The organism is Arthrobacter sp. 05T420, from assembly GCF_056396305.1.
Genome location: NZ_JBFTLG010000015.1, coordinates 84,829 through 109,746, shown reverse-complemented (window position 1 = coordinate 109,746; position 24,918 = coordinate 84,829). Strand labels below are relative to the sequence as shown.

The following is a 24,918-nucleotide window of genomic DNA, read 5'->3' as shown; positions in this document are numbered from 1 at the left end:
CTATCAATGGTCAGATAACACTGATAACCCCCGTTATCAGCACCTCACCTGAAAAGCCGTCGGGCCCAGTTAGGCTGAGGGTCGACGTCGTAAGGAGGCGCAAGTGAACGAAGCAGAAGCCCTGCGCATGAACCTTTCGGACGTTGCCGCCCTGGCAAAGGTCCAGCGCCCCGTCGTTTCCATGTGGCGCAAACGCAGCGCCGCGTCTGCCCACCCGTTTCCGGAGCCCGCAGGGCTCGACGGCGGGCGGGAACTCTTCGACGCCGACCACATCGCCGCCTGGCTGGCCGCCACCGGACGGGGCAACAACCCGGAAGCCAGCAACGACGTCGCCGCCTTCGCCCGGATGCCCGGCACCGCTGCCGGCGCCTCACGGGGAAAAACATTCGACGCCCTCACTGCTCTGCTGACGCTCAAGGCAATGTCCGGCCCAGCGCTAGGGACACTGAGCAGGGATGAACTGCTGGACATCGCGGACGAGTGCGATCCCGATGACACGTTCCTGTATTCGGAACTTGAGGCCCAGAGCACGTCGCTCACCTCTACGGCAAATTTCGCGGACCGGCTGGTGGACAGTGCCTACAACGCCGCCGCCGCCTTCGAGCAACTGCTTGCCGCCCGGTTCCGGGCGGGGCTGCGGGAGCACTCGGAGACTGCCCTCACCGATTCCGCCGTGGGGCTGGTTGCCGCTGCGGCCGTCGAACTGGCCGCGACACTCGGCGGAAACTCCGTGTTTGCCGATTCCACCCGCGGCGGCAGCGACCTCTTGATGGGCGTCACGCGCGCTGCCGGCGAGAGTGCCCCCGTCACCTTTCTGACAGCGGACGACGACGGCGGTGCAGGCCGCCTGGTGCGTCGCCGCCTGCGCGTCCACGGTGTGGACGGCGGCCAGATCCGCGTCGATGCAAGTGGCGAGTTCGCAGTCCATGGACCTGCAGTCCACGTGGCACAGTACCCCTCCCCCGGCCAACCGGGTATGGATGACGCCGAGATCCTCTCGGCGGTAGAACAGGTAGTTCTGCAGATGGACGATCAGCAGCGGGCCGTCATCATCGCTCCGGCACGCGTTCTCTGCGATGCGCCACTGGCCGCCCCGGCTGCCGGCCGCCGCTCCGGGCTGCTGCGAACCGGCCGAGTACGTGCCATCGTCCGGCTGCCGCAGGGACTGCTGCGCTCCAAGCCACGCGAAGCCCAGGCACTCTGGGTGCTGGGGCCATCGTTCGCTGAAGTTCCCATCGCCGAGCGCTGGACCATGGTGGCGGATCTCAGCACCCGCGTCCTCGCAGAAGACGTCAGCCAGGACCTCATCAGCGACATCGTCGCGTCGATGGGCGACCGCGCCACCATGCGCGCCCACTCCTTCCGCTTCGCCCGGCTTGTACAGACCAGACTCCTGCTGGCCAGCAGGAAGTCCTTGGCGACAGCGTCATCCCATGGCTCAGCTCAGAGTCCCTCCGGCGCCGAGGCAGCACTTCGGGTAGAGGAACTCGTGCGCATGCTGCAGGCCAAACGGCCTCAACAATCCCGGGAAGTCGCAGTGCTCCCAAGCGATCCGGGCACGAATGCCCGGCCCACCTCCGTCCAGGAACTCATCGCTGCCGGCAACCTCAAATACATCAAAGGGAACCGACTCGACGATGCGGACCTGGCGCCAAGCGGCGGGACCCGCGTTCTGGGGCCGGCCGAACTGTTCGACCCGCACGGCAGGAAGAGGAGGCACGTCAGCCTTCTGGACTTCGCCGCCAGCAATCCTTCCGGCCGGCTCACCGAGCCCGGCGACGTCGTCTTTTGCACCACCCCCAAGCCCGCCGCGATGGTGGACGTGAAAGGCGGTTCCGCTGTCGTGTTTCCCGCCCGGGTGCTACGGATCGACGCCGGTGACCCCGGCGGACTGGTGGCCGACGTAGTCGCTGCGGACATCAACAACCTCTCCACCGCGGACAAGACCTGGCGCCAGTGGCGTCTGCGCCGCATCCCGGACGCCCACCGCAAGAAACTGGGCGAAACGCTCGCCCGGCTGCAACACGAACAGCAACAAGCCCGCGAACGCCTCGAGCGGCTCGAAGAACTCGCTACCCTGATTACGGACGGCGTAGCGGGCGGAAGCCTCACCCTGACAAACCCCCGCACTAAGCTCGCCGAACCACAGACCGAAGGAACCCGTTAATGCCCCCGAAATTGAAGGTGGACCTCGCCCCGTCCACCATGAAGGAACTCAAGGACACCCTCTGGAAGGCCGCAGACAAACTGCGCGGCTCCATGGACGCGTCCCAGTACAAGGACGTGATCCTGGGCCTCGTGTTCCTGAAGTACGTGTCGGACGCGTTCGAGGAGCGCCGCGGGCAGATCCAGGCCGAGCTGGAGGCGGACGGGCTCAACGAGGAGCAGATCGCCCAGCTGATCGACGACGTGGACGAGTACACGGGCCGCGGCGTGTTCTGGGTCTCCGAACGGGCCCGCTGGGGATACTTGGCCGAGAACGCCAAGGGCCTTCCGGCAATGGACGGCGGCGAGCCTAAGTCGATCGGCAAGCTCATCGACGAAGCCATGGACCTCATCATGGCCGACAACAATAGCCTGGCCGCCACGCTCCCCCGCATCTACAACCGGGACAACGTGGACCAGCGCCGCCTCGGCGAGCTGCTGGATCTGTTCAACTCGGCCCGATTTACCGGCCAGGGTGCCAGCAAGGCCCGCGACCTGCTCGGCGAGGTGTACGAGTACTTCCTGGAGAAGTTTGCCAAGGCCGAGGGCAAGCGCGGCGGCGAGTTCTACACGCCCGCCGGAGTCGTCCGCGTCCTGGTGGAGGTCCTCGAACCGCACCAAGGCCGGGTCTATGACCCCTGCTGCGGCTCGGGCGGCATGTTCGTCCAGGCCGAGAAGTTCCTCGCGGCCCACAACATGGAGGGCTCGGACATCTCCGTCTATGGCCAGGAGCTCAACGAGCGCACTTGGCGGATGGCCAAGATGAACCTCGCCATCCACGGCCTCAACGCCAACCTGGCCTCCCGCTGGGGCGACACCTTCGCCCGGGACCAGCACCCGGAACTGAGTGGCAACAACGGCGCGGACTTCATCATGGCCAACCCGCCCTTCAACATCAAGGACTGGGCCCGCTCCGAATCCGATCCGCGCTGGAAGTACGGCGTTCCCCCGGCCGGCAACGCCAACTACGCCTGGATCCAGCACATCATCTCCAAGCTGGCCCCCGGCGGCAGCGCCGGCGTGGTCATGGCCAACGGCTCCATGTCCTCCAACTCCGGCGGCGAAGGCGAGATCCGCGCCCAACTGGTGGAGGCGGACTTGGTCTCGTGCATGGTGGCGCTGCCCACCCAGTTGTTCCGCAGCACAGGCATCCCGGTCTGCACCTGGTTCTTCGCCAAGGACAAGACCGTCGGTAAGAACGGCTCCGTCGACCGCACCGGCCAGGTGCTCTTCATCGACGCCCGCAACCTTGGTTTCATGGTGGACCGCGCCGAACGCGCGCTCTCCGATGAGGACATCGCTAAGATCGCCAACACCTACCACGCCTGGCGAGGGACTGCTTCGGCAGTCGAGTCAGGCCTGACGTACGACGACGAAGCCGGCTTCTGCTACTCGGCCAGCCTCGCGGAGGTCAAGGCAGCGGACTACGCTCTGACGCCGGGCCGGTACGTCGGAGCAGCCGATGTCGAAGACGATGGCGAGCCGATCGAAGAGAAGCTCGCACGGCTGTCGAAGGAGCTGTTCGAACAGTTGGATGAGTCAGAGCGGCTGGCGCAGGTTGTGCGCGAGCAGTTGGGGAGGCTCTCGTGATTTCTCCAACACTGACTATTGACGACGTATGTCTGCAGATCGTGGACTGTGAACACAAAACAGCACCGGTTGACCCGGCTGGCGACTACTTCGCCGTGGGGACTCCCGCTATGCGGGGAAATTCAATCAACTACGCCGAGTCGAGACGGATTTCGAAGGGTACCTTCGAAAAATGGACAAGGCGGCTGGCTCCGCAAGGAGGTGATCTCCTTTTTGCTCGTGAGGCACCTGTAGGTCCAATAGTCAGGATCCCAGGAGAGGGGAATGTCGCACCAGGTCAACGCACAGTGTTACTCCGACCCAATCCCGCCCTCGTGAACTCCGACTTCCTCTACTACTTGCTGACTTCGCCTCTGCAACAAGAACGGCTACTCAGCATGGCGACCGGTTCCACTGTCGCCCATCTGAACGTCGCGGACGTTCGGGCTTTCCACCTACCGATCCTTCCGAGCATCGACCAGCAGACGGCTACTGCGGAGGTATTGGGGGCGCTCGACGACAAGATCGCTGCCAACCTGAGGCTTGCGGCTACGGCCGGCGACCTTGCCGGCCTGATCTACGACCGCTCGGCGGACCGTTTAGATACTCGTCCTATGAGCGAAATATTGGACCCAGTGCTTGGGGGAACCCCGTCACGATCTCGCCCGGATTTCTGGGATGGCGACCAACCCTGGGCTTCAGCGAAAGACATTACCGGGGCCGAGTTTGGAGTCGTGACTGACACGGCTGAAAAGATCACGGATCTCGCCGTGGCCAGTACCAAAGCCAAACCACTACCCAAAGGAAGCGTCATCCTGACGGCCAGGGGAACTGTGGGGGCTGTAGCGCGCTTGGCCGCTCCAGCTTCGTTCAATCAGTCGTGCTATGGATTCGTCCCCGGAGCCGTTCCGCCGGGAGTGCTGTTCTTCGCAATCGCTAGAGCCACGGAGAGAGCCAAGGAAATCGCTCATGGTTCGGTATTCGACACCATCACGATGAAAACCTTTGATCATTTGGCGTTCCCGAGATTCGATTCAGGTTCGATATCCGAAACGGAATCTAAGATCGGCCCTTTGCTCGAATCAGTATCCGCAGCGGTGACCGAGAATGCCAATCTCGCCGCCACACGCGACGCCCTTCTCCCCCAGCTCATGTCTGGCAAGCTGCGGGTCCAGGATGCCGAAAAGGTCCTGGAGGACGCGGGAGTATGAGGTCGGACGGGCGGGTCTGAATCAGCGTCTCCGACCGCGAAGCAGGATTGCACAAAGATTTCAGAAAGACATTAGGTCAACCAGGGGGAACCAACATGACGGCAGCACCCGCAATAGCCTTTTCCGAAGCCGATTGGGAGGGCATGGCCCTGGAGCTTTTGGCCGAGCCACTCGGCTGGCGGCCGGTTTCCGGGCAGGACATCGCGCCGGGAACCGGGGAGCGGGATTCCTGGGATGAGCTGCTGATCCGGTCCCGGCTCCTCGCGGCCCTGCAGCGGTTCAACCCGACGGTTCCGGCCCAGTACCTGCAACAGGCCCTCGCCGAACTCGCCTCGCCCAAGTCAAACGACGCCGTCACCGAGAACCACCGCATCCACAACTACCTCGTGGACGGCTACCGGCTCAGCTACATCGACTCGGACGGCAACGAGGCCAATCCCACCATTCACCTGCTCAGCTCGGATCCGGACCAGAACGACTGGCTCGCCGTCAATCAGGTCACTCTGGTGCAGGGTGACTTCAAACGCCGCTTCGACGTTGTGCTCTATTGCAACGGCATGCCGGTGAGCGTCATCGAACTGAAGAAGGCCGGCAGCGCCACCGCCGACGTCGCATCCGCGCACGCCCAACTGCAGACCTACCTCCGCGAATTCCCCCTGGCGTTCCGCTTCTGCGTCTTCACAGTCGCCTCGGACGGGATCCAGGCCAAGTACGGCACGCCATTCACTCCCCTTAACCACTTCTCACCGTGGAACGTCGACGACGACGGAGTGCCCGTCGCGCCAGGGTACATGGAAGATGGCGAGGCCGTGACCGCACTGGAGACAGCCCTGCAGGGTCTCTACAACCAAGAGCGCTTCCTGCAACTTGCGCGAAACTTCACAGCGTTTGATGAAGGATCGGACGGGCTGACCAAGAGGATCGCAAAGCCGCACCAGTATTTTGCCGTGACCAAAGCGGTGGGCAGCACCGTCCAGGCCGTGGAAAGCAACGGCAAGGCCGGCGTCGTCTGGCACACCCAAGGTTCGGGCAAGTCCATGGAAATGGAGCTCTACGCCAACCTGGCGGCACGGCACCCCAAGCTGAAAAACCCGACCGTCGTCGTTATCACAGACCGCAACGAACTCGACGGCCAGCTGTTCGAGGGCTTCAGCCGGAGCCTGCTGCTCACGGAGTCCCCCAAGCAGATCAAAAAGCGCACCGAACTCCGGGATGAACTCAGCAACCGCACCACCGGCGGCATTTACTTCACCACCCTGCAGAAGTTTGGCCGCAGCAAGTCGGAGAAGGACGCCGGCGCCGAGCACCCGCTGCTTTCCGACCGGCGCAACATCATAGTGGTGGTGGACGAGGCCCACCGCTCGCACTACGACGATCTGGACGGTTACGCCCGGCACCTGCGTGACGCCTTGCCGCACGCCACGCTGATCGCATTCACCGGCACACCGATCTCCTTCGATGACCGCAACACCCAGGACGTGTTCGGCGAATACATCGACATTTACGACCTCTCCCGGGCGGTGGACGACGGCGCCACTGTTCCGGTGTACTTCGAGCCGCGGCTCATCAAGGTGAGTCTGGCCTCGGACGTCACGGAGGAGATCCTGGACCAGGCGGCCGACGAGGCCACCCTGGGGCTGGACGACACCGAGCGGGCGCGCATCGAGGCGAGCGTCGCAGTCGTGAATGCCGTCTACGGTGCGCCGCAGCGGCTCGCGGCGCTGGCCGCCGACCTGGTGGCGCACTGGGAGAACCGCAGCGCCCGGATGGGCATGTTCATCGAGGCGCCGGGCAAGGCGATGATCGTGGGTGGAACGCGGGAAATCTGCGCGAAGCTGTACGCGGCGATCGTGGACCTACGGCCGGACTGGCATTCCGATGACTTGGCCAAGGGCAAGATCAAGGTGGTCTATTCCGGCACGGCGTCAGATGTGCCGCCGGTGTCCGACCACGTCCGCCGCGATTCGCTGAACGCGACCGTGAAGGAACGGCTCAAGGACGTGGACGACGAGCTGGAACTGGTAATCGTCAAGGACATGATGCTCACCGGCTTCGACGCCCCGCCGCTGCACACCCTGTACCTGGACCGCCCGCTCAAGGGCGCGCTGCTGATGCAGACTTTGGCCCGGGTGAACCGCACCTTCCGCGGCAAGGAGGACGGGCTGCTCGTGGCTTACGCGCCGCTGGCGGAGAACCTGGCCAAGGCGCTGGGCGAGTACACGCAGTCCGACCAAGCGAACAAGCCGGTGGGCAAGAACATCGACGAAGCGGTAGGCGCAGCCCTTGCGCTGGTAGAGACCTTGCGGGGGCTGCTCGCCGGATATGACTGGAAGGCCGTGCTGATGAAGGGCGGCCCTAAGGCATTTGTGTCCGCGGCGACGGGGGCGGCCAACTACCTTCGCAGCCCGGAGACGCCCGGAAACCAGCCTGCCGAAGGCGATGAGACACTGGCCTCGAAGTACCGGCGGTTCTCCAGCCAGCTCTCCCGGGCCTGGGCACTCTGCTCGGGTTCCGAGACCCTTGCGGAGCTACGGCCGGAGATCCAGGTCTACGAAGAGACCCGCGTGTACATGGCCAAGTTCGACGCCGCTGACCGGCAGGCGATCGGCGAGCCCGTGCCGGAAGAGATCCAGCGGCTGCTGGGCAATCTGATCGCTACCGCAACGTCCACCGGTGAAGTGCTCGACATTTACGAGGCCGCCGGCATGCCCAAGCCGTCGCTGGATGACCTGACGCCGGAGTTCATCGCCAAGACCCAGCAGGCACGGAACCCGCAGCTGGCCATCGAGGCGCTGCGGAAGCTCATCGCCGACGAGTCAGCAAAGACCACCCGCAACAACGTCATCCGCCAGCGCGCGTTCTCCGGGCGGATCACGGAGCTGATGAAGAAGTACACCAACCAGCAGCTCACATCGGCTGAGGTCATCGCCGAGCTGGTGGAGCTGGCACGGGAGGTGGCCGCCGAGGGAAACCGCGGTGCGCAGTTCACTCCTCCACTAAATACAGACGAGCTGGCATTCTACGATGCCGTGGCGCAGAACGAATCGGCGGTTGAGGTCCAAGGCGAAGGCGTCCTGGCTGACATCGCGCGCGAGCTGGTGTCCGTGATGCGCCGTGACGTACGCACTGACTGGACCGTCCGCGACGACGTCCGCGCCAAGCTGCGATCCTCGATCAAACGGCTCCTAGTCCGTTTTGGCTACCCGCCGGACAAGCAGCCCGAGGCCATCAAGCTGGTCATGGAGCAGATGGAATCCATGGCGGCCCGGTTTGCTGAAGCGCGTCTTTAGCCACTAAATCTTCTGCCATCAGGCAGTAAGCAACAAATCACGAAAATGGGAAAACTATGTCGTCTTACGATTCACCCGCCGAGCTCAACGGGCCGGTTATTCCGCCGGTTCCGCAGGCATCCCCGCAAGTGAATGTGGGCAAAAAGAAGAAGGGGCGTCTAAAGGGCTTAGCTGCATCAGCGGGACCAGCCAAGCTGTCGCGCGTCGTTCTGGGCGCAATCCTTGGGCTGTTGTTCATCGGCGCCTGGATCGGCTCCGGGCCGGGCGTTGTCGACGCCGGCAGCCCTTCCGACTGGAAGTCAGAGCTCAACGCAGCGAGCCTCAAGAACACGATGAACAACGGCGAAACCAAGGGTGCCCCGCAGCAGACCGTCGTCAACGGCTGGTACGCCAATGACATTGCGGCTGTCACAGCATCACAAAACACGTATATGGCCGCCAGTTCCGCCCGGAATGGAACTTTGTTAATGCTTATTGGTCTTGGTATTGCTGGCGAGCTGGTCATCCGCGGCCTTGAAGGAATCGAGCGGACGAAAAAGCAGCACAGGCCGTCACAGACGCTCGGCGAATCCCGGTGATCAAGCGCATCGCGATGGTGCTGGTCGGCACGATCGTCTTGGCACTGGCCGTCGTTGGCGTATTGAATATGGCGGGGTTCAGCCCGTTCCAGTCGCAACGGACCGATCGGAGCCAGCCTTCTCTGCTGAAGTCGATCAAAGACACCAGCCAGTACCATGCCGCGGTCGGCAACTTTGAAACAGTGCTGGACATCGAGGACAACGTCGCAGGAATCCCTGCCCTCATTACAGGACGACGAACCCTGTTTGTCGCCGCTGGCACGGTCAACGCCTATGTCGATCTATCTGGCTTCGCGGACAATGACCTTACCCTGTCCGCCGATGGGAAGTCGGTGGCTGCGCAGTTGCCCGAGCCACTGCTGGATAAGCCGAACTTGGACCACGATCGATCCTATGTGTTCAGCCAGGACCGCGGCGTCTTAGACCGGATCGCCGACGCTATGGAGGCGCCTCAGCAGGCGCAGTTTTTCAAACTCGCCGAAACAAAGCTGGCCTCTGCCGCCGAGGAATCAAGGCTACGGGAACAGGCTGCCGAAAATACTAGGACCATGACTGGCATGTTCAGCTCCCTGGAAATACAAGCCACTTTCCTATGATCGCGACGGTTTAACCAGTCCTGATCCTGAAAGTGTAGATGGGCAGAGTGGTTTGTCCCAAGGACCAATTCTGAGCCTACGAACAGCCGATTGTCGAGCAAACGGCACCGACTTCGCAGCGGACAAAACAAATTATCCTTTGTGCAACTTCTCGAGCAGAGCCGAAGGTTTGCACGGGCCAGTTCCGTCCGTGTTTCCGCGATCGCCCGGCCGTAGAACATTTTGCCCGAGGCATCGCCCTCAATCTTGAGCACAGTGCCGGATCTAGGCATTAGACAAGACACGCGCTTTCTGTACCACATACCTCGGCGCTCGAGCACTGCCATGTTCTAGGGTTTCTCTTACAGTGGGACAGACGATACCCGTTGCACCAAAATCCGATTATTATACTCAGGAGAATTGATTGAACGAAAAGGATGCGGATCCGTTTTCTCACGCAATAAATGAACCGGTGGAGCCTGTAGCTTCTGATCACTTCCTGATCCGAATGGTGGATGCAGCATTAACCGCGCAGGCCCCACTCGCGGTCAGTTATGTTGCTAAGTTACGTGCTGGAGCCAAAGATTTATCTCCGGCACACGTTTTGAAGCAATTAGAGCGGCAGCTACTCGCTGCGACAACTAGCAGTGGGGCTGCTGTCGGAGGAGCTGCAGCGGCGCCTGGGGTCGGGACCGCTGCAGCCTTGGCCCTGACGCTGGGAGAGACCGCAGTGTCCCTGCAAGCTTCGGTCTTCTACATCTTGGCCGTAGCCGAGGTCCATCAGGTGCGTCTAGCCGAGGTCGAGCGCCGTCGCACGCTTGTGCTCGCTGTCCTACTGGGAAACGGCGCCGAAAAAGCAATTCACAAGGTCGCAGAGCGCACCGGACAACATTGGGCACGGCACACGCTGGATGCCATCCCGGCCGCTTCACTTAGACAGATCAATAAGTACATCGGTCGCAACTTTGTTACAAAGTACGGCACAAAACAGGGCATCATCGTTCTTGGAAAAGTCGTTCCGTTCGGTTTTGGTGCCGTCATCGGCGGCGGGGCGAACTTCCTCGTTGGACGTACCATCATCGAGGCTAGCAGGCGTGCCTTCGGAAAACCCCGTACAGCTTTCGCACCCGCCGAAGAACGGTTCGAGGACCCAAACGACTACGTCAGCGACGATCGTCTGGAGCCGGCCCCCCGATGAGACAAGGAACTTAACCATGTTGTCTGGGTCACCGTCCCGGTTTAGTCGTCGCCCCACAGCACGTTTTCGGTGGTGACGGCCGCTCTATGGAGATCTACCTGAGAAGTATTGACCGCCGATGGCGCAAAGAACTTCATGCACCTGTTGCCGGCGTTCAAGTATTCTCGCCCTACATCACTTCCAAAACTGCCGATTCAGTTTTGGGCAACATGAGTGGTGGCCAGTGCGAGGTAACCACGTTGTTCGAAATGGACGTATTTGCCGCCGGCGCATCATCTTTGTCCACACTGACCAAGCTCATGGATCAGGGTCACCGGCTCTTCCATCTCCCGAACCTCCACGCCAAGCTCGTATACGTTCCCAGCCAATTCGCAAGCATAGGCAGCCAAAACCTCACAAGCCGCGGGACCCGAAACAAAGAGGCCACGATCGCGATCGACGATGCAGGCCACCTGCGAGAAGTCGAAGCGAGCATTGGGCCCTGGCTGGAAGAACGACTGCCGATCACCCGCAAGATGATTGCCGATATGGAAGAACTACTTCCCCCGGTACGTCGGCTCTACCTCGCCGCCCAAACCGCGGCCGAAGCCGCAGACGCTGAAATGTCTCGGCGCCGAGCCGAACGCAGCGGCGAGCATGCCCGCCGGATGCAAGTGCTTATGAAACAAGCTAGGCGGCGACTTCTCGTTGAAAATGCCGTGGACCGAGCACCGAAGTCACGTCAGGTAAGCGTAGGCACAGTGAAGACCATGGAGTCGGAAAAGGACTCCCGGGAGACCGGCAATTACTCTTTTTCAAAAACTAGGAGCCTCGTCGTCGGACAGGACGACGACCTAACGACTTGGTGGATAGACGGCAAACGAGTCGATTTGGTCCCGCGGAACCGCTACCTTTGCGTACATCAGAACGCCAGAAAGCTCGGCTGGGCCAGGGTGGGAAAGACGAGGATAACGTACGTTGGCAAGAACGTCACCCGAACCGACACAGTATGGCTGGCCGGGCAGCGTTGCGTGCTCACATTCACCGCTGACTGGTCTTCAAATCCAGAACATGGCAGAAATGCCACTGTCACGATCAAGCACCAAAGCGGGAACGCCGTTTGCGTCGTGAGCATACGGTTCAGCGTTGACGATATTCTCCAACTGCATGTTGAGCCGGCCGACGGTGGACGTGTCACGGAGGCAACAAAGTCAGCAATGGTTAATTGGGTTAGACAAAACCCAATTGACTTCCGGGAGACCGTATTGCCACGTTTCGTGTCGCCCTTCCTATACGAGGAAAGGCTCCGCGGCGTCCAAGCATCGGAGTTTTTCGGTCCGCTTCAGAGTCGGTACCAGCTACGTTTGCTGCAGACGGAAGGAAACGCTGTCCTGACAGTCAAGGCCGTCTGAGCGGTTCACCGAGTCCGGCCGGGGCCAGCGCACGCAAGGGCCACGCACGAGCGGGCGAGTGATAGCGGCGCAGCAAGGCCTGCAAATTTGAATTGCATCGGCGCTCCGGCCACTAGCTAGCCTTCCGCGCCTTCGCGGCTCGTGTTGCGCCCCTGGAATCGTGTCCGAGCAGAGTGCGGTCCGGTTCATTGTTCGCATTCGATTGGGATGAGTTTTCCCAGATGTCTTTGCCTTCGCCGGCTGGCAGGTCCATTCGCTCCAAGTCGTGATGGCCCGTCGGAGATCCTGCCCGCGCCCCGCTGACGGTCGACGACGTACTTCTGGAAAAGCAGGAAGAACGATTCCATCGCGGCGTTGTCCGCGAACCTAGTCGGCGGCGGATCGGGTTGAGGCACCCTAAGGGCTCAACTGCGGGTCATTTGTCAGCGTTCTGCAGTTTTCGAGACGCCTGGCGAGCTGAATATGGCAGTTTGAACTTCTCGGGAACCACGCGCACAAACTTTGGGCAGGTCCGGACGTGTAACAGAGAGGTCGAACCCGCTCCACGTCGGAAATGGCGCCGGCCTGAGCCTATGCGGTTCTCCTGTTCCTAGGGGTGAATCTTCGCGTCCCGGGCAACTGTGCTGGAGACCACTGTCATCGGGCCCGGCAGTCCGAAGCCATCATCGATAGTCTCTCCAGTTCGTGACTTTTCCTCTAACTCCCCTACCGCCTCGGAAGCTGCGCTCCTCGTGCCTTTCGCAGGCAGGACTCCAGTTCGGGCGACGTCGGATTCAGTCTGCCATTATCCCAGCCATTTCGGCCCCGATTGAACTTCCCGCGCGGCTGCCCCACCCGGTCTTCGGGTGGACATTGTGTGCAACCACCGGATTTGTGGCGGTTGGCGACGGTGGTGTGCTGGGTGTGCCCGAACCGACACGTCCACCACCACTCGTTATCAGTTGGGACTGTCTCGGTCGGTTTTTTCGGATTCAGGGTGCTGTCCCAGTCTTTGACCAGGTCCGGCTCCTTGGTGGCCACGTCGTTCACTCCTGTACGCAGAACCCGGCCCGTGTCGTAGAGGCAGGTCCTCTTCGTGTATCTGCAGCGGTGGCTGACGGGGGCCGGGAAGGCGTGTCCGTCGGCACAGAGCCACCACACGACGACATCGCTGCCTGGCTTTACCATGTCCGGGGTGAGGTCGCCGTTTTTGGCGGGGTGCCACCAGACCGCGACGTCGGGCCGGCGCGTGGCCAGGTCATTGGTACCGGCGACAAGGGTGGTCCCCAGACAGGTCTGGCAGCGGCCAGCCGAGGTTACGAAGTAGGCGGGGGTATGGACCATTGAATGCCCGTTGCGGCAGCGCAGGTGAACCATGATTCTGGTGTTGCCGGCGGTAATCTCCGCGGGCTTCAGGTTCCCGTTTTCTTCACAGTCCCACAAAGCGGCCAGCTCGGGGTGGGTGGTGGCGAAGTCATTTCTGCCGGGGAGTAACGCCCCGGCACAATACTTGCATTGGGTACCACGAAGCGCACGGGCTATGACTGTCGCCGGGTAATTGTGTCCGTTGCTGCAGGTCCATGCCACTCGCTGATTGGACCCCGGCAATACCATGAACGGTGTCAGGGCGCCGTTAACAGCCCGGTTCCACTCGGGAACGAGAATTGGCATAAGATCGCCGAGCGAATTAAGACCGGCAACGACTCGCTTGCCGCAGCAGACTGCGCAGTGAAATTCCTCGGAGGCGGAGTTGCGCGCTTTCCCCTTAGGTTTGCTCTGGACGTGCCCGTTATCGCATATCAGGAGAGGCGCACTGCCCTTAAGCGGTGGGGCGAGCATATACCGGTCGTTCCACCAAAGGTGATCCTGCCTCCCAACCGTCCGGAGGCAGTCCATCGAGCGCTGGAATGGATCCAGCGGGTACCGCGCTGTAGAAAAATCAACCGTCGAGTCAGGCATAACGAACGGTTCGAACGCGTCAACCTGGGCCTGCCGAAGAAAGGTAGTGCGGACCCAGACAGCGGTCGGCCTCAGGAGAAGCCAAACCTGGTCACAGAGTTCCGGGCTGTCATCAGTCAGCCCGTCCTCCAACACCGTGGCTAGGCGGGCGTACCGCTCAGCGAAGGATACAGTCTCATCCAGCACTGCAGCCTGCACGGCTGGATCCGTGACGACCGACAGGACCGTGGCGAGTAATGGGAGATCTCCGGGGCGGGGCACGGCATGGTGTTCCTGGCCTCGCATGGAGTCGATGCGCCGCGTGATCTCGTCGAGTAGCCTGGTAGTGCCCCGGCCTTCGGCCAACAAGGCCTCGATGCGGAGATCCGCGTCGACGACGTCCAGTCCGACCCTTTCCTGCGCGGCGGGCCCTACCGGGTGTGGCTCATACGTCGATGGTCTTGGTTGTGAGGGGCAGGGTGCGATCCACCGCCGGTGGAGCTCGCAAGTGTATCTTCCCCGAGTCCACTCGTATTCGACAGCACAGCCGCCGACGCAATCGCTGCAATGATGCGACGAGAACGGAAGGATGCTGCTCGGCGTAGTCAGTGTCCCGGCCGGCACGCCGCACATGATCTCGCAGAGCGTGACCATCCGTTGCGTTGTCTTCCCCGGTGTCGCCCGCCGTCCAATGGTGCGTGTGATGTCGGCATAGGCGAGGTGGCTGATGACTCGAGGGTGAGCTTTGAGCCGGCGTTCCAGGCGGCTCGCGAAACTGTAGACGGTCTCAGCCGGCCACGCCTTGATGCGCAGCGGGGCCGGCAACACTCTGACTAGCTCAATGGTGAGTTGCACGGACGATCCTTTCCCGGCTCCTAGCGCCTTGCAGCGGTGCAGGAGGTGCGAACTGCGCTCCGGACTCCGCGGCGTAGTCGCGGACTGATTCCTGGAGCAGCTCGCGCGTGAGGTTCTCGCGGGACGGGTCATCTTCGAAGATTAGCTTTGCTGCTGCGTCGAACAGGACTGCTTTGAGGGTGCCGATGGTTCCGCCGGTGAATGTATGGAGCCATTCGGCATCGGCCTGTACTTCGGCGGGGTTTGTGGCGTAGAGGGGCAGGGCTTTAGCGAATGAACCCACGATCTTCGACCATTCCGCCAGCGTTTGCTCGGTTTGACTTGCGGTGAAGTCGATGACGTTGACGTTGAAGACGCGCCGTTTCAGTTGCAGTCCAGCGTCCCCGAAGAGCAGTCCGGAGTCCGTGAGGTTCAGGCCGGAGTACACGATGGTGCCTTCGAAGTAGTTGGTGAGGTCTTTGAGGTTGTTCACCGCCGGACGTGAGGTGGATTCGGCACCGTTGAGCATCTGAACTTCGTCCAGGACAATGAGTCTGGTTCCGACGGCAGGCAGGGCCTCTTGCAGCATCGCGGCCAAATCAGTTTCGGTATCTGACTTTTGGAAGGGCAGCGCCAGAAACCGCGCCAGCCTTTGAAGCATGCCCTTGATGGTTCGGGTGGCCGGGACGGAAGTGTAAATGACCGGAACAGCCCCGTCGGAGATGGCGCCGGGATTTTCCCTTTCGTACAGGCTCAGGTAGTACTCGATCAAAGCCAGGCAGGCGGTGGATTTGCCGGAGGAAGCCGGGGCGGAGAGCATGACACCCCGCCGCCCCGCCAGCGATCCGTCGTTCATCATGTCGGCCTTCAGAAACTGGGCAATGAGGCCGGTGATGGTGCCCGTGGTGACCGTCATACCGCCCGCCATGAATCTGATACGTTCGGAGTTGTACGCCGTTCTCTGACCGTCGTTCAAGGCGTCGTAAGCTGCCCGGTCCATGAACGTGAAGTGGTTTCGCCCGGCTCCGAGGACGCGATTCAGGGACTCCCACTTCATGAGCGATGTGTCACGTTCAATTGGTTTCGGCAGCTGCTGAAAATTGCTATCGGTCATCCTCGACCCCTTCGTGCCCAGTCGGGCTCTTGATGCTGTGTCCGTGGGAGGCTACGGGGTCATCCCTGCTGCTGTGGCCGGAAGTTGTGGCGTCGCGGCCGGGCCGGGCCCTTTCGTGGCGCCTGCCATGCGTCCCTTCGACAGCGGAAGTCGGATCAAACAATTCGTAAAGGCCGGTGTCACCGACGGAGGCCCACATCTGGTGCGGATCTTCGGGCGTCACTACGCTTACCGGACGGGGGCGGGGCATGCCCTGTTCGGCGACCAGCCTCTCTTTTGCGTCCCGTTCCTCAGCGGCGCGTTGCTCTTTTTCCGCTGCCGCGAAAGCACCCTTTACCAGCTGCCGGGACAGGACGTTACGGTCCTTTGCCGATAGCTGATGACCCAATCCGGCGACGTTATCTGCTGCCTCGAAAATTGCCCTCGAGAACGGCGCCTCGAACGCCTCGGAATTGACCCAGGGGCACTCGATGTAGCTGCCGCCGTCCGGAAAGTCCTGAACGTCGGGAACGTGTAGCCAGACCGCGCCGGGATTGTTGGGATCGACATGGACCCTCCACAAATCCCCAATGAGCTTTTCTCCGGATGGCTTACCCCTGTAGTAGTCCAAAGCCTTCGTGTCGTAACGCCTGTATCCGACTCGAAGCCCCGTCCGGCTGATCACGCGCGTTTCAACCGGCAGCAAACCGACATAGGTCGCCGGCGTGATTGGAGTGAACAGGCACCCGCTCCGGTACGTCAAGGCCTCGTACATGGTGTTCGGGCTGTAATGTCTGCCTGGGTGTGCCGGGTGCTGCAGGGCGTCCGTCTCCAGGTTCTGCCACACGTGTCGGACCCACAGGTCAAGAACATAGGCCAGCGTATGAATGCTGATCCGGTAGGGATCCTCCGTCCTTGCACCCGTTTTGTTCTTTTTTCGCGGCTTGGCGTCCCGGCCGCGGTTGCCTGGATCGCCACCGGTGAAACCGGGGAGGTACCGGCAGAACGAGTCCTTAATCGTGCGGTGGAACCGTTCGACGATTGGCTTGTCCGAGCCGGTGCCAGGTGCGGCATTGGTGACGTCGATGCAGAAGAGCCTGCATGCCGCCAGAAAGGCGTTGGACTGGAAGTCCTTCCCCAGATCCATCATGATGCGCCGGGGCATAATTATGGGCCGGCCGGTGTCCTTGCCGTCGAGTTCCGCCTCGAGCAGCGCTTCCGCCCAAGGCAGCCTCCGCACCTCGTTAAGGCTGAAAGGAAGGTTCGGTCCCGGTCGCAGATCCGGGATGGACAGAGCCTTCCCCAGCAGGTAGGCAAGGTCGACACCTTTGACGCTTATGGTGACCATGATGGCGAGGATGCAGTGTGTGGCTTTGTCGATGAACGTCGTCAGCGTGGGACGAAACAGATCGCCATTGTCGCCACGGACCTCATCGTCGAGTACGGTGCAGTCGACTTGAACCTCCTCCCCCGGCGCGCTTGCCGGCCGATGCGCCATGTACCGCTTCGGTGAGCTCTCGTTGGATCTGCGGTTGATTGCGCTCCCAGTCGTGTAGCGGCCCCTGGTGAGGAGGGCGAATTTCCGGCGGAGGGTTTTTTCAGAAGGCAGCACCTCGATCTCGTCCGGGTACTTCGCCATCCAGTCCCCCCGTACGTCTGTGACAAGCTGCTGAACATTGGGGGTTGACTCGTCACGTGCCGCATTCACGCGGGATACCATCATTCTGTGTAGCCGTTCGTCGATGTTGGCGAAGGGATCGACGACTCTGATGGAGCGGCCATCGACGAGACCGGTCGAGTCCTGTCTCTTCAGCTTGAGGACCAGCTTTTTGAGATTGGAGCGAGACAGTCCGCGGGTCTTGAGGGAAGCCAATTCCGTTGCCTTCCTCTCGAGGCGCTGCGCCTGCGTCGTCGTCGCAGGGTCATAGCCTGGCCGGTATCCCGCCGCATCATGTGCTTTCCCGTAGGCAACCTCTTCCACATGGCGGAGCAGGAAGTCCATTCGGTTTTTCTGAAGTGGGGACAGCTCAGTTGCCGCAGCGCGGATGTCCGCAACGTTTTCCAACGGGATGTCGGGCAGTTCGGCCCGTCTCATGACCGCCGCGTACGTCATGGTCAGTGTTTCTCCGGTCAGCGTGTTGAACAGAGCCAGTTCGGAGCCTTTGCGTCCCTCGACGAGGTAGTCGATGCCGTCCATGGTGATCGGCTGCGTTGAGTCCCGTTCAAGCGGGTTCGTGCTCATGGTCTTCGGCTTTCCAGACAGTGGTGTCATCGTCCAGCGGTGATGCGGGGTCATAGGCGAGGATGCGCGTGAACATCAGGTGATAAATGGCCGGCAAGTGCCGCCATTCAAGGTGCGGGTCGAGCCGGCGGGCCAGTTTCATTAGTCCGATCGGTTCGCTGACCGCGTCCAGGATTCGGGCCCGAAGTTCATCACTTGGAGCCGCGACTGGGTGGCGGTATCCGGCAAGCCACTCCAGATTATGCTTCTCGTACCCGTACAGGGGCTCGATAATGATGTAACCCCAGCCGAGCTGTTCACAGACATGAGCGGTCCGGTTGAACGAGACGATGTCACGCAATTCGGTAAATTCCATGTCCCTTACATCAACAATGATGGAGCGACCCTCTGCCGTCCGGATCGCAAAGTCGGGATAATGGGCGATGCCGCCGCGGAGCAGGAAGCAGCAGGGCTGCGATGCCACGGCTGAGACACACATGGCGTGTTCAATCTGCATGAGAGCCGTGTATTCGGCCATCGATTCGTACCAAACCTGTTGCTGGGATTGCCCCACGATGTAGAGGCCTTCATGGTTGATTCTTCCGGGATATTTGTAACCGGTGCGTGCCGGGACAGCCCGAGAGATGTCCCCTGTAAAGGGTGCACCGTCAACAACGTGCACTTCCCCCTCCCCGGTGGACTCCGGGTAGTGCCACCGGACCTCTTCGAAACCGTCCTTGATCCGGACGCCCTTGTAAGGATGCGAGGACCTGGCCCGGTTCCGGCCTATCTGTTCGACAACCATCAGATGTACCTGTGTCAGTCGACAATACGATTTCGCGGTCGGCCGTCCCAACGGGCCGGCAAGCCATGCAATCCGTCACGCCACTCAACGGAGCCACTCCGTTAGCACCTTCGGACGCCCGGCGACGCGGACGTCCGACACAGCACTGGCTCCTGAAGGTCAGGGCACTACGACCCGGCAATCGGTGTCGTTCATGTGCCTTTCTACCGAAATTACTCCGCCTTTCAGACAGAAATCAACCCCCTAAAAGGCTGAAATCGCGAATGGTGCGGTGAATGTCGACTAAAATCAAAACATGAGCGACCCCCGCTTTCAGCCCAGACTAATGGCGGCTCCGTCAGACCGTCGTCACTTCGGCAAAGTCGTCAGGATCTCGTGGCTCGAAGGCGGCACGGATCTAGAAGAAAAACGGATCGCCACCGCCCGCCTGCAACATGCCATTTCAGTCAAGATCATGGCAAGGCTCCGAGACAACGGACAGAACATCCGCAGCTACGCAGAGCTTGCTAACGTCAGCTATGACCGTATGGCAAAGGTTCTTCGGGGCGAAGCGTTAATGCGACTCGAGGACGTAGCGGACGCCGACCGACTGCTAGGCTCCATCGTGCCCCCGCTGATGGAGTACCGGGCGCTGCCAATACCCGAGCCGGTCGGAGTTGAGCCAATAGTTGACACCATCGCGCGACACTTGGCGCTTTCCGAGCAACTGAGAAACTATCTGGCGGAACTCCAATCGGCTCAGGTCACGAAGACCCCCTAGAGAACAAACACTTTCTGTTCTCTGTTCCTTTCAAGGCCCAAGGGCCTCCGCCCTTTGCTCCACCGTTAAAAAGACTGGACGACGTTAGATAGCTCTGTACGGCAGCAGGGAATCATAATTAGTTGAAGGCCCCTTCATTCCCCGGGAAGCTGTACTCGGCAACATCACCACGGGTGATTCTCTCGGCGGTCCGCCGATAAGCCGCCTCGACGTAGGCATCGAGATCCTCATTACCTATCCGCCAGGCGCCTCGGCCACCGATCTGGATTCCGCGCAGTTCGCCGGACTTCAGCATTGCTCTGATCAGTGGTTCACCCACGTTCAGTTCCTGGGCAACCTGTTCGATAGTAAGGAAGCGAACCGGGCGGAGCGGCTCGTCAGTCATAGGCCAATCGTAAGGGCGCCCAATACGAAGGGGCGGGGGCTGGGGAATCTATTGGTCGTGTTCGACCGCCAGGCGCAGGACGCTTTCGGGAGTAGGGCGGCCGAGCCGTTCATCAAGGACTTTTTGCAATCGCGCGCCAGCCCGTTTGAGGTTTCGGTCTTGACTCTTTTCATGGTCTAGTTCCCGCTGCGTTTTTTGGCCAGTTCATCGAGTGTCAGCGTTCTAGGGTCCCGCCGGCCGCAGGGACAAATGTCATGAAAGCACGCGAGGCTATGACTCTCGAGCCCTCCGTCCCCGGAGGCGTGCCGACCAGCCATTACCACTCCCCCGTCAAAGATCTCCGGCGATTCGAATCGGGCTACAAGTCACCTGCGTCCAGACGACAAGTTCTGGCCCGTCCATAACCAACAGTCCGCTGTTTCTCACGATTCTAGGCCGATTAGACTTATTTGGCTTGGGGTCGCGGGTAAGTATTCTGACGTGAAAGCGACCGTCCAGGCAGCATAGCTCGGGGTGAGCGGCCCGCTGCTACGAGGCCGCCCGAATTCGCGGTGCCGCTGTCGCGACGCCACACATTTTAGGGTCTACCGCACATCTCCGATCCAACTCATCCGGTGGTGGACCTCGATGGGTCACACCCGTTCTGAATGCTCCTGCAGCACTCAAGAATTCGCCTTCGCCTGGTTGTGTTCTGCTCGGGAACCAGCGGGCCTGCACAGACCGGACGGTAGGCGTAAGGGTCTAGCCCCGGTTGGATGGATTTCCCGGAACGTCATCCGCCTTCTTCGCCTGTTGACTGTCTGCGTGGCCGGCCGTCCACGATGGCGATCGGGATACCGGGGCCTATCATCAGCCGCACGCGTTCCGGGGAAGCACCCTTCAGATCCGCCCATAGCCATGAATAGCCCCCTTTGGCATACGCGTCCAAGAGAAGGTCCGCCAGTTCCTCGACATTCACGGTTTCCTGCAGCGGGATTGTCTGCCCCGCATAAAGAAGGTTCGCCATGGCGCCCAGCCTAGTCCGCACGGCGTCGGTCGCGGACAAACCGAAGCGCTCTTGAAGCATGTCTGGAAATTGGCTAACGCTGACTCAAAGACAGATTCCCAACGTCCTGCCCGGGATCCATGAATAGGGTCAGAGGCCGCCGCTAGACTCTCACCATGACGCGGGAGCTTCGGAACGACGACGTCGGCCGCTACCTGGTGACAACTGCCACTGGCAGCCAATACGTGCTCGACATGACTGCCCGGACTGTGAGTCGGCGAATGGCCGCCACCGCGCCACTGATTGATTATCTGGACACGGGATTCTCGCGGCTGCGCCGAGACGGGGAACCCCTCGAACTGCTCATGCTGGAGTCCTGTGCTGTGGGTGCGTCCGCGCGCTATTGGATTCAGGTAAGAGCGGATCACGTCGTGACCCTCAGAACGACGTCGCCTGTGGTGCGGATCGAGGCCATGCCCTGAGTGGATTCCAAGCGGTTCCTGCACGTCAGAGGGGCAGCCCGGAGGTAAGGAAATAGACTTATGCTGGCCCCGACGACCTGTCGAATCCGGAGCGGGGATCGATTTGGAGGCCGGTCGCGTGGACTGTGAAGAGGACAACGCCGGGCCAGTCGCCGTTGCCGGGGACTGGCATGGAGACCTGCAGTGGGCGCGACAGGTCATACGCGTGGCCCACGCTGCCGGCGCCAAGACAATCCTTCAGGTCGGGGATCTCGGCGTTCTCTGGCCGGGCGCAGGGAAGGGCCGCTGGGACGCGAAGCTGGACCGCTACCTGGATGGCTTCGACATGGAGCTGATCTTCATAGATGGTAATCACGATTCTCATCAGGATCTGCGCGCATTAACTATTGAGGCCGACGGGCTGGCGCGTGTGCGGCCCCGCATCAAATACCTGCCGCGGGGCGGACGGACCGTCGTCCACGGCATGACGTTAGGCGGATTGGGTGGCGCATTCTCCGTCGACTACAACTGGCGCAAACGCGGTGTCAGTTGGTGGCCCGGGATCGAAGAGGTAGAGCCGCACGACATTGCCAGACTGGTCGCCGGTGGCCCTATTGACTTGTTGTTAACCCATGACGTCCCCGCTGCAGTGCCTATGCTGAGCGATTTGGCGCTTCCGGATGACACTATCGCCCGGGCCCAAGTCAGTCGTGACCTCTTGCAGCAGGCCGTTGAGGCGTTGCGGCCCCCTAACGTCTTCTCGGGCCATTGGCACGTCCGCAAGACAGAACTCATCTGGCACCCGAATGGCGACGAAACTCGAGTGGATGTTCTGGACATGGACGGGTCCCGCACCGGGAATGCCGTCCTCGTGTGGCCAGGGGATCCGCTTCGGATCGAGCCGATCATGGTAGGTGGCGCCGAGCACTAGCGGGCAAGGAACTCATCGATCCTGAGCACGTGCTGGTCGGTCAGTCCGACAAACTGTCAGGTTGATGAAAGAAGTTCGGCGCCCAGACAGAACTCGAGGGGTTTGGTAAGCCTCAAAGGCCTAAGCGCTGGAAAGGGTGGAAGCCGTAATCGCCGTCTAGACCATGAGCACGGGGTGCGGCCGCGGCCCCTGCTGACACCACGGTGGTGAGTGTGCTTCCGGAGATAAGGAAGCTGGAGAACGCACCGACAGCAGCGCCCCCGAGCGGATACCCCCAGGTCGATCCCTGGCCGCGGACAGCATCGATCCGCTCAAGGTCAAGGCCGCGCAGCTCGAACAGATGCTTGATCTCGTGCCCGACCTCTTGGTGCTTGGCTACGACGCGCTTGGGTGAAAGCCCGACGCGGGCGAATTTGCCTGCCGCTTTTTGCACGGAACCGACTGCAGTGCCCTGCCATGCGTTCACCGCAGCAGGGATCGCCTCGGCGACCTTTTGTTTCGTGACGCCGGCTATCTGGGCAGTCTTGGCGACCAACTCCTGTGTCCGGGCGGCCAGCGCCTGGGTCTGGGGTCGGCTCTCCAGATACTCAATGGCGCGGCCATTGGCCTTGCTTAAGTAGCCCGAGGCGTGGCCCAGGGTGCTCTGTATGACCTGCGTTGCGGGGCTCCCTTTGTACTGCAGGATGCTGCGCCATGCGTTGAGCTCATAAGCCGAGGGTTCAGTCATGGCGCAAGTGTAGCGATCCGCACCGTCAGACCGGTCGACGGACACTGTGCATGGCTCCCTTTGGGAACCACGGCGACTACAAGGAGCCTGCGGGTCTCATGGTCGTCACACTCGCCACCGGTCGGTGCTACGTAGCCTGGGCTGCGCCTACCGCGCGAAGGCTGTGCTGAGATCGTGCTACGACTTCCATCCGTCGCGATAGCCAGGGTACACGCGACAAATTGGAGAACCCGTCTGAACGCAAGATCGTGCCCGAAAACGTGGTGGGCGGAGCCGGCGACGAGGGTGGCCGCCTGAGACCGCGAACCCTTCGCCAGCCGCCGCCGGTTCCTCCACTACTCCTCCAAGTGGAATTCAACCCTGTATTTCATGAACCGGATGTTCGGCGCCACGGAGAGCGCGCGCCGGATCCGCGGATCGTCTTCCTGGGCGATGATGACGCCTTCAACGCTCTGTCCGGCCTCGAGCAGCTCCCCATGGACGAAGCCCATGTACCGCTGGATCTGGCCGACCACAACATCGCTGGCTCGGCCGCGCTTGAGCTCAACGACCAGGAGCCGGGTCCGGTCCTTGCTGATCGCCAGGATGTCCATCGGTCCGGTGTCGGAGAGGTACTGCTGCCCCACAGGCTGGCCGTCCTCCGTGTAGATGTCATACTCGCGGCCCAGCGAAGTGCTGGCCCAGTTGTGGACCAGGAAATCCTCCAGCTGCTTCTCCATCTGGAAGGCCAGCTGCTCCCTGACCTCGGCGGTGATGTCCGCAACGGGCGATGGCAGCTGTTCCGCCGCCTTGGTCAGGACGGCCAGCTCGGCCGTGTGGGGGGTCAGCTGGGAGACAGTGCCGATGGCGTTCGCCGATGAGGCCAGGGCGGCGCTCATGTCATCCCTGCTGAAGGAACCCTTCCATTCAACGCGGCGACGGTGCATCAGGTCCGTCCCCGGGTGGAACTCGTAGCCGCCCGTGACGCATCCGTACTGGTACGTCCGGTCGGGTTTCGGGGCCAGCACCAGGTCCCCCTCGGCGATGCCTGCGCAGGCGTTCCACAGATTCCCCGAGGCCAGGCCGGCAGAGATGAGGTTCTTGTCCGGGTACATGCCGAGATAGATGCTGTTGACGGCCTGACGGAAAGCCTTGTCTCCTCCGCCAAGGTGGGGTGTTAGGTCTTGGTCGCCAATGAAGTCGACTCCTAGGTAACCGGCCTCGATCATCTCCTCGGCGAAGGCCCCACCTGTGCCTTGCCGGACCATCCATGCTGCTGTCATTGCTCTCCTTGTTCCTTGCCCGCTGCGGGCACTGCTGATGAACGTATCAAGGGAATCCCCTCAGTGCTGGCTATTACCGGACTTAGCAGTACATGCGTGACAGATCGCCGTCCTGCTGGTCCAAACATTGGAGGTCCCGGGTCCCCTGTACTCGATAGAGCCCGCCGCAGGAGTACTAAGAGCTCGCGTAGGCTCGTCAGGACACAACTACTGGGAGTATTTCGTGAACGTCGCACCAGCCGCCGGCATCCTGGCCGTTGCTCTACATCGTCGTGATGGCCATTCTGGCCGGCCTGGCCATGTACGTCCTGGTCCTGGTCATCACGTTCCTGCGGCTGCGGATCGCCGAGCTGAGGCGCGCTGCCCCGCCCGTGGGTGGCTCCCGGCTCCCATGAGGCCGGCATGGCAGCCGGCACCACGCGCCGAATGAGACCCCGCGTTGCCTGGGCCCTATCCCAAGTTTCTCTGGCTGTCCCGGCGGGTTACGGCGACATCGAGCGTTGATGCGCTATCGAATCTG

19 protein-coding genes and 1 pseudogene are annotated in these 24,918 nt (G+C 61.5%); 11 read left to right on the top strand and 9 right to left on the bottom strand.

Going from position 1 to position 24,918, the window contains the following annotated elements; genetic code table 11:
* Positions 1-103: 103 nt before the first annotated feature.
* The 8 genes from AC1DEM_RS15455 to AC1DEM_RS15420 all read left to right on the top strand — a co-directional run bounded on the left by AC1DEM_RS15455 (position 104) and on the right by AC1DEM_RS15420 (position 12,017).
* Positions 104-2,167, top strand: coding sequence for a hypothetical protein (locus tag AC1DEM_RS15455; protein ID WP_476885182.1), 2,064 nt, complete (start codon positions 104-106; stop codon positions 2,165-2,167).
* Positions 2,167-3,795, top strand: coding sequence for a class I SAM-dependent DNA methyltransferase (locus AC1DEM_RS15450; RefSeq protein ID WP_476885181.1), 1,629 nt, complete (start codon positions 2,167-2,169; stop codon positions 3,793-3,795). Before AC1DEM_RS15455 ends, AC1DEM_RS15450 begins: the two co-directional genes overlap by 1 nt.
* Before the next feature lie 110 nt (positions 3,796-3,905).
* Entirely contained in the window at positions 3,906-4,985 is a 1,080-nt protein-coding gene (locus AC1DEM_RS15445; protein ID WP_476885219.1) for a restriction endonuclease subunit S, read from the top strand.
* 95 nt (positions 4,986-5,080) lie between these two features.
* A complete protein-coding gene (locus AC1DEM_RS15440; RefSeq protein WP_476885180.1) occupies positions 5,081-8,275 on the top strand; it encodes a type I restriction endonuclease subunit R in 3,195 nt (1,064 codons plus the stop codon).
* Between the two features lie 56 nt (positions 8,276-8,331).
* On the top strand, positions 8,332-8,853 hold the full coding sequence (locus AC1DEM_RS15435; RefSeq protein WP_476885179.1) for a hypothetical protein: 522 nt from the start codon (positions 8,332-8,334) through the stop codon (positions 8,851-8,853).
* Complete coding sequence (locus AC1DEM_RS15430; RefSeq protein ID WP_476885178.1) at positions 8,850-9,449, top strand: DUF4230 domain-containing protein; 600 nt, start codon at positions 8,850-8,852, stop codon at positions 9,447-9,449. The genes AC1DEM_RS15435 and AC1DEM_RS15430 overlap by 4 nt, the downstream gene beginning before the upstream one ends.
* Before the next feature lie 403 nt (positions 9,450-9,852).
* Positions 9,853-10,626: a hypothetical protein gene (locus AC1DEM_RS15425; RefSeq protein ID WP_476885177.1), complete on the top strand. Its 774-nt coding sequence runs from the start codon at positions 9,853-9,855 to the stop codon at positions 10,624-10,626.
* An 86-nt stretch (positions 10,627-10,712) separates the two neighbouring features.
* Positions 10,713-12,017, top strand: coding sequence for a phospholipase D-like domain-containing protein (locus tag AC1DEM_RS15420; protein ID WP_476885176.1), 1,305 nt, complete (start codon positions 10,713-10,715; stop codon positions 12,015-12,017).
* A 171-nt stretch (positions 12,018-12,188) separates the two neighbouring features.
* Here the strand turns inward: AC1DEM_RS15420 and AC1DEM_RS15415 are convergent.
* The 5 genes and pseudogenes from AC1DEM_RS15415 to AC1DEM_RS15395 form a co-directional block, all read right to left on the bottom strand.
* A pseudogene (locus AC1DEM_RS15415) lies at positions 12,189-12,379 on the bottom strand (IS3 family transposase); the annotation flags it as partial.
* 343 nt (positions 12,380-12,722) lie between these two features.
* On the bottom strand, positions 12,723-14,789 hold the full coding sequence (locus AC1DEM_RS15410) for a zinc-ribbon domain-containing protein (RefSeq protein WP_476885175.1): 2,067 nt from the start codon (positions 14,787-14,789) through the stop codon (positions 12,723-12,725).
* Positions 14,773-15,825, bottom strand: coding sequence for a TniB family NTP-binding protein (locus tag AC1DEM_RS15405; RefSeq protein WP_476885174.1), 1,053 nt, complete (start codon positions 15,823-15,825; stop codon positions 14,773-14,775). The genes AC1DEM_RS15410 and AC1DEM_RS15405 overlap by 17 nt, the downstream gene beginning before the upstream one ends.
* 46 nt (positions 15,826-15,871) lie before the next feature.
* On the bottom strand, positions 15,872-18,103 hold the full coding sequence (locus AC1DEM_RS15400) for a Mu transposase C-terminal domain-containing protein (RefSeq protein WP_476885173.1): 2,232 nt from the start codon (positions 18,101-18,103) through the stop codon (positions 15,872-15,874).
* Positions 18,084-18,887 carry a TnsA-like heteromeric transposase endonuclease subunit gene (locus AC1DEM_RS15395; RefSeq protein WP_476885172.1) on the bottom strand — a complete coding sequence of 268 codons (804 nt, stop codon included), beginning with the start codon at positions 18,885-18,887 and terminating at the stop codon, positions 18,084-18,086. The genes AC1DEM_RS15400 and AC1DEM_RS15395 overlap by 20 nt, the downstream gene beginning before the upstream one ends.
* Positions 18,888-19,182: 295 nt before the next feature.
* On the opposite strand from AC1DEM_RS15395, the gene AC1DEM_RS15390 reads away from it, so the two are divergent.
* Positions 19,183-19,647, top strand: a complete 465-nt coding sequence (locus AC1DEM_RS15390) for a hypothetical protein (protein ID WP_476885171.1) — start codon at positions 19,183-19,185, stop codon at positions 19,645-19,647.
* A 118-nt stretch (positions 19,648-19,765) separates the two neighbouring features.
* Here AC1DEM_RS15390 and AC1DEM_RS15385 read toward each other — a convergent pair whose 3' ends face one another.
* Complete coding sequence (locus AC1DEM_RS15385) at positions 19,766-20,032, bottom strand: excisionase family DNA-binding protein (protein ID WP_476885170.1); 267 nt, start codon at positions 20,030-20,032, stop codon at positions 19,766-19,768.
* A 772-nt stretch (positions 20,033-20,804) separates the two neighbouring features.
* Positions 20,805-21,038 (bottom strand): hypothetical protein, encoded by a 234-nt coding sequence (locus AC1DEM_RS15380; protein WP_476885169.1) that lies wholly within the window; start codon positions 21,036-21,038, stop codon positions 20,805-20,807.
* Between the two features lie 155 nt (positions 21,039-21,193).
* On the opposite strand from AC1DEM_RS15380, the gene AC1DEM_RS15375 reads away from it, so the two are divergent.
* Together AC1DEM_RS15375 and AC1DEM_RS15370 are read left to right on the top strand one after the other, a co-directional pair.
* Entirely contained in the window at positions 21,194-21,499 is a 306-nt protein-coding gene (locus AC1DEM_RS15375; protein ID WP_476885168.1) for a hypothetical protein, read from the top strand.
* 118 nt (positions 21,500-21,617) lie between these two features.
* Positions 21,618-22,409 (top strand): metallophosphoesterase family protein, encoded by a 792-nt coding sequence (locus tag AC1DEM_RS15370; protein ID WP_476885167.1) that lies wholly within the window; start codon positions 21,618-21,620, stop codon positions 22,407-22,409.
* A gap of 112 nt (positions 22,410-22,521) precedes the next feature.
* On the opposite strand, the gene AC1DEM_RS15365 is transcribed toward AC1DEM_RS15370, so the two are convergent.
* Together AC1DEM_RS15365 and AC1DEM_RS15360 are read right to left on the bottom strand one after the other, a co-directional pair.
* Positions 22,522-23,136: a hypothetical protein gene (locus AC1DEM_RS15365; RefSeq protein WP_476885166.1), complete on the bottom strand. Its 615-nt coding sequence runs from the start codon at positions 23,134-23,136 to the stop codon at positions 22,522-22,524.
* A gap of 335 nt (positions 23,137-23,471) precedes the next feature.
* Entirely contained in the window at positions 23,472-24,398 is a 927-nt protein-coding gene (locus AC1DEM_RS15360; protein WP_476885165.1) for an endonuclease NucS domain-containing protein, read from the bottom strand.
* Positions 24,399-24,918 lie beyond the last annotated feature (520 nt).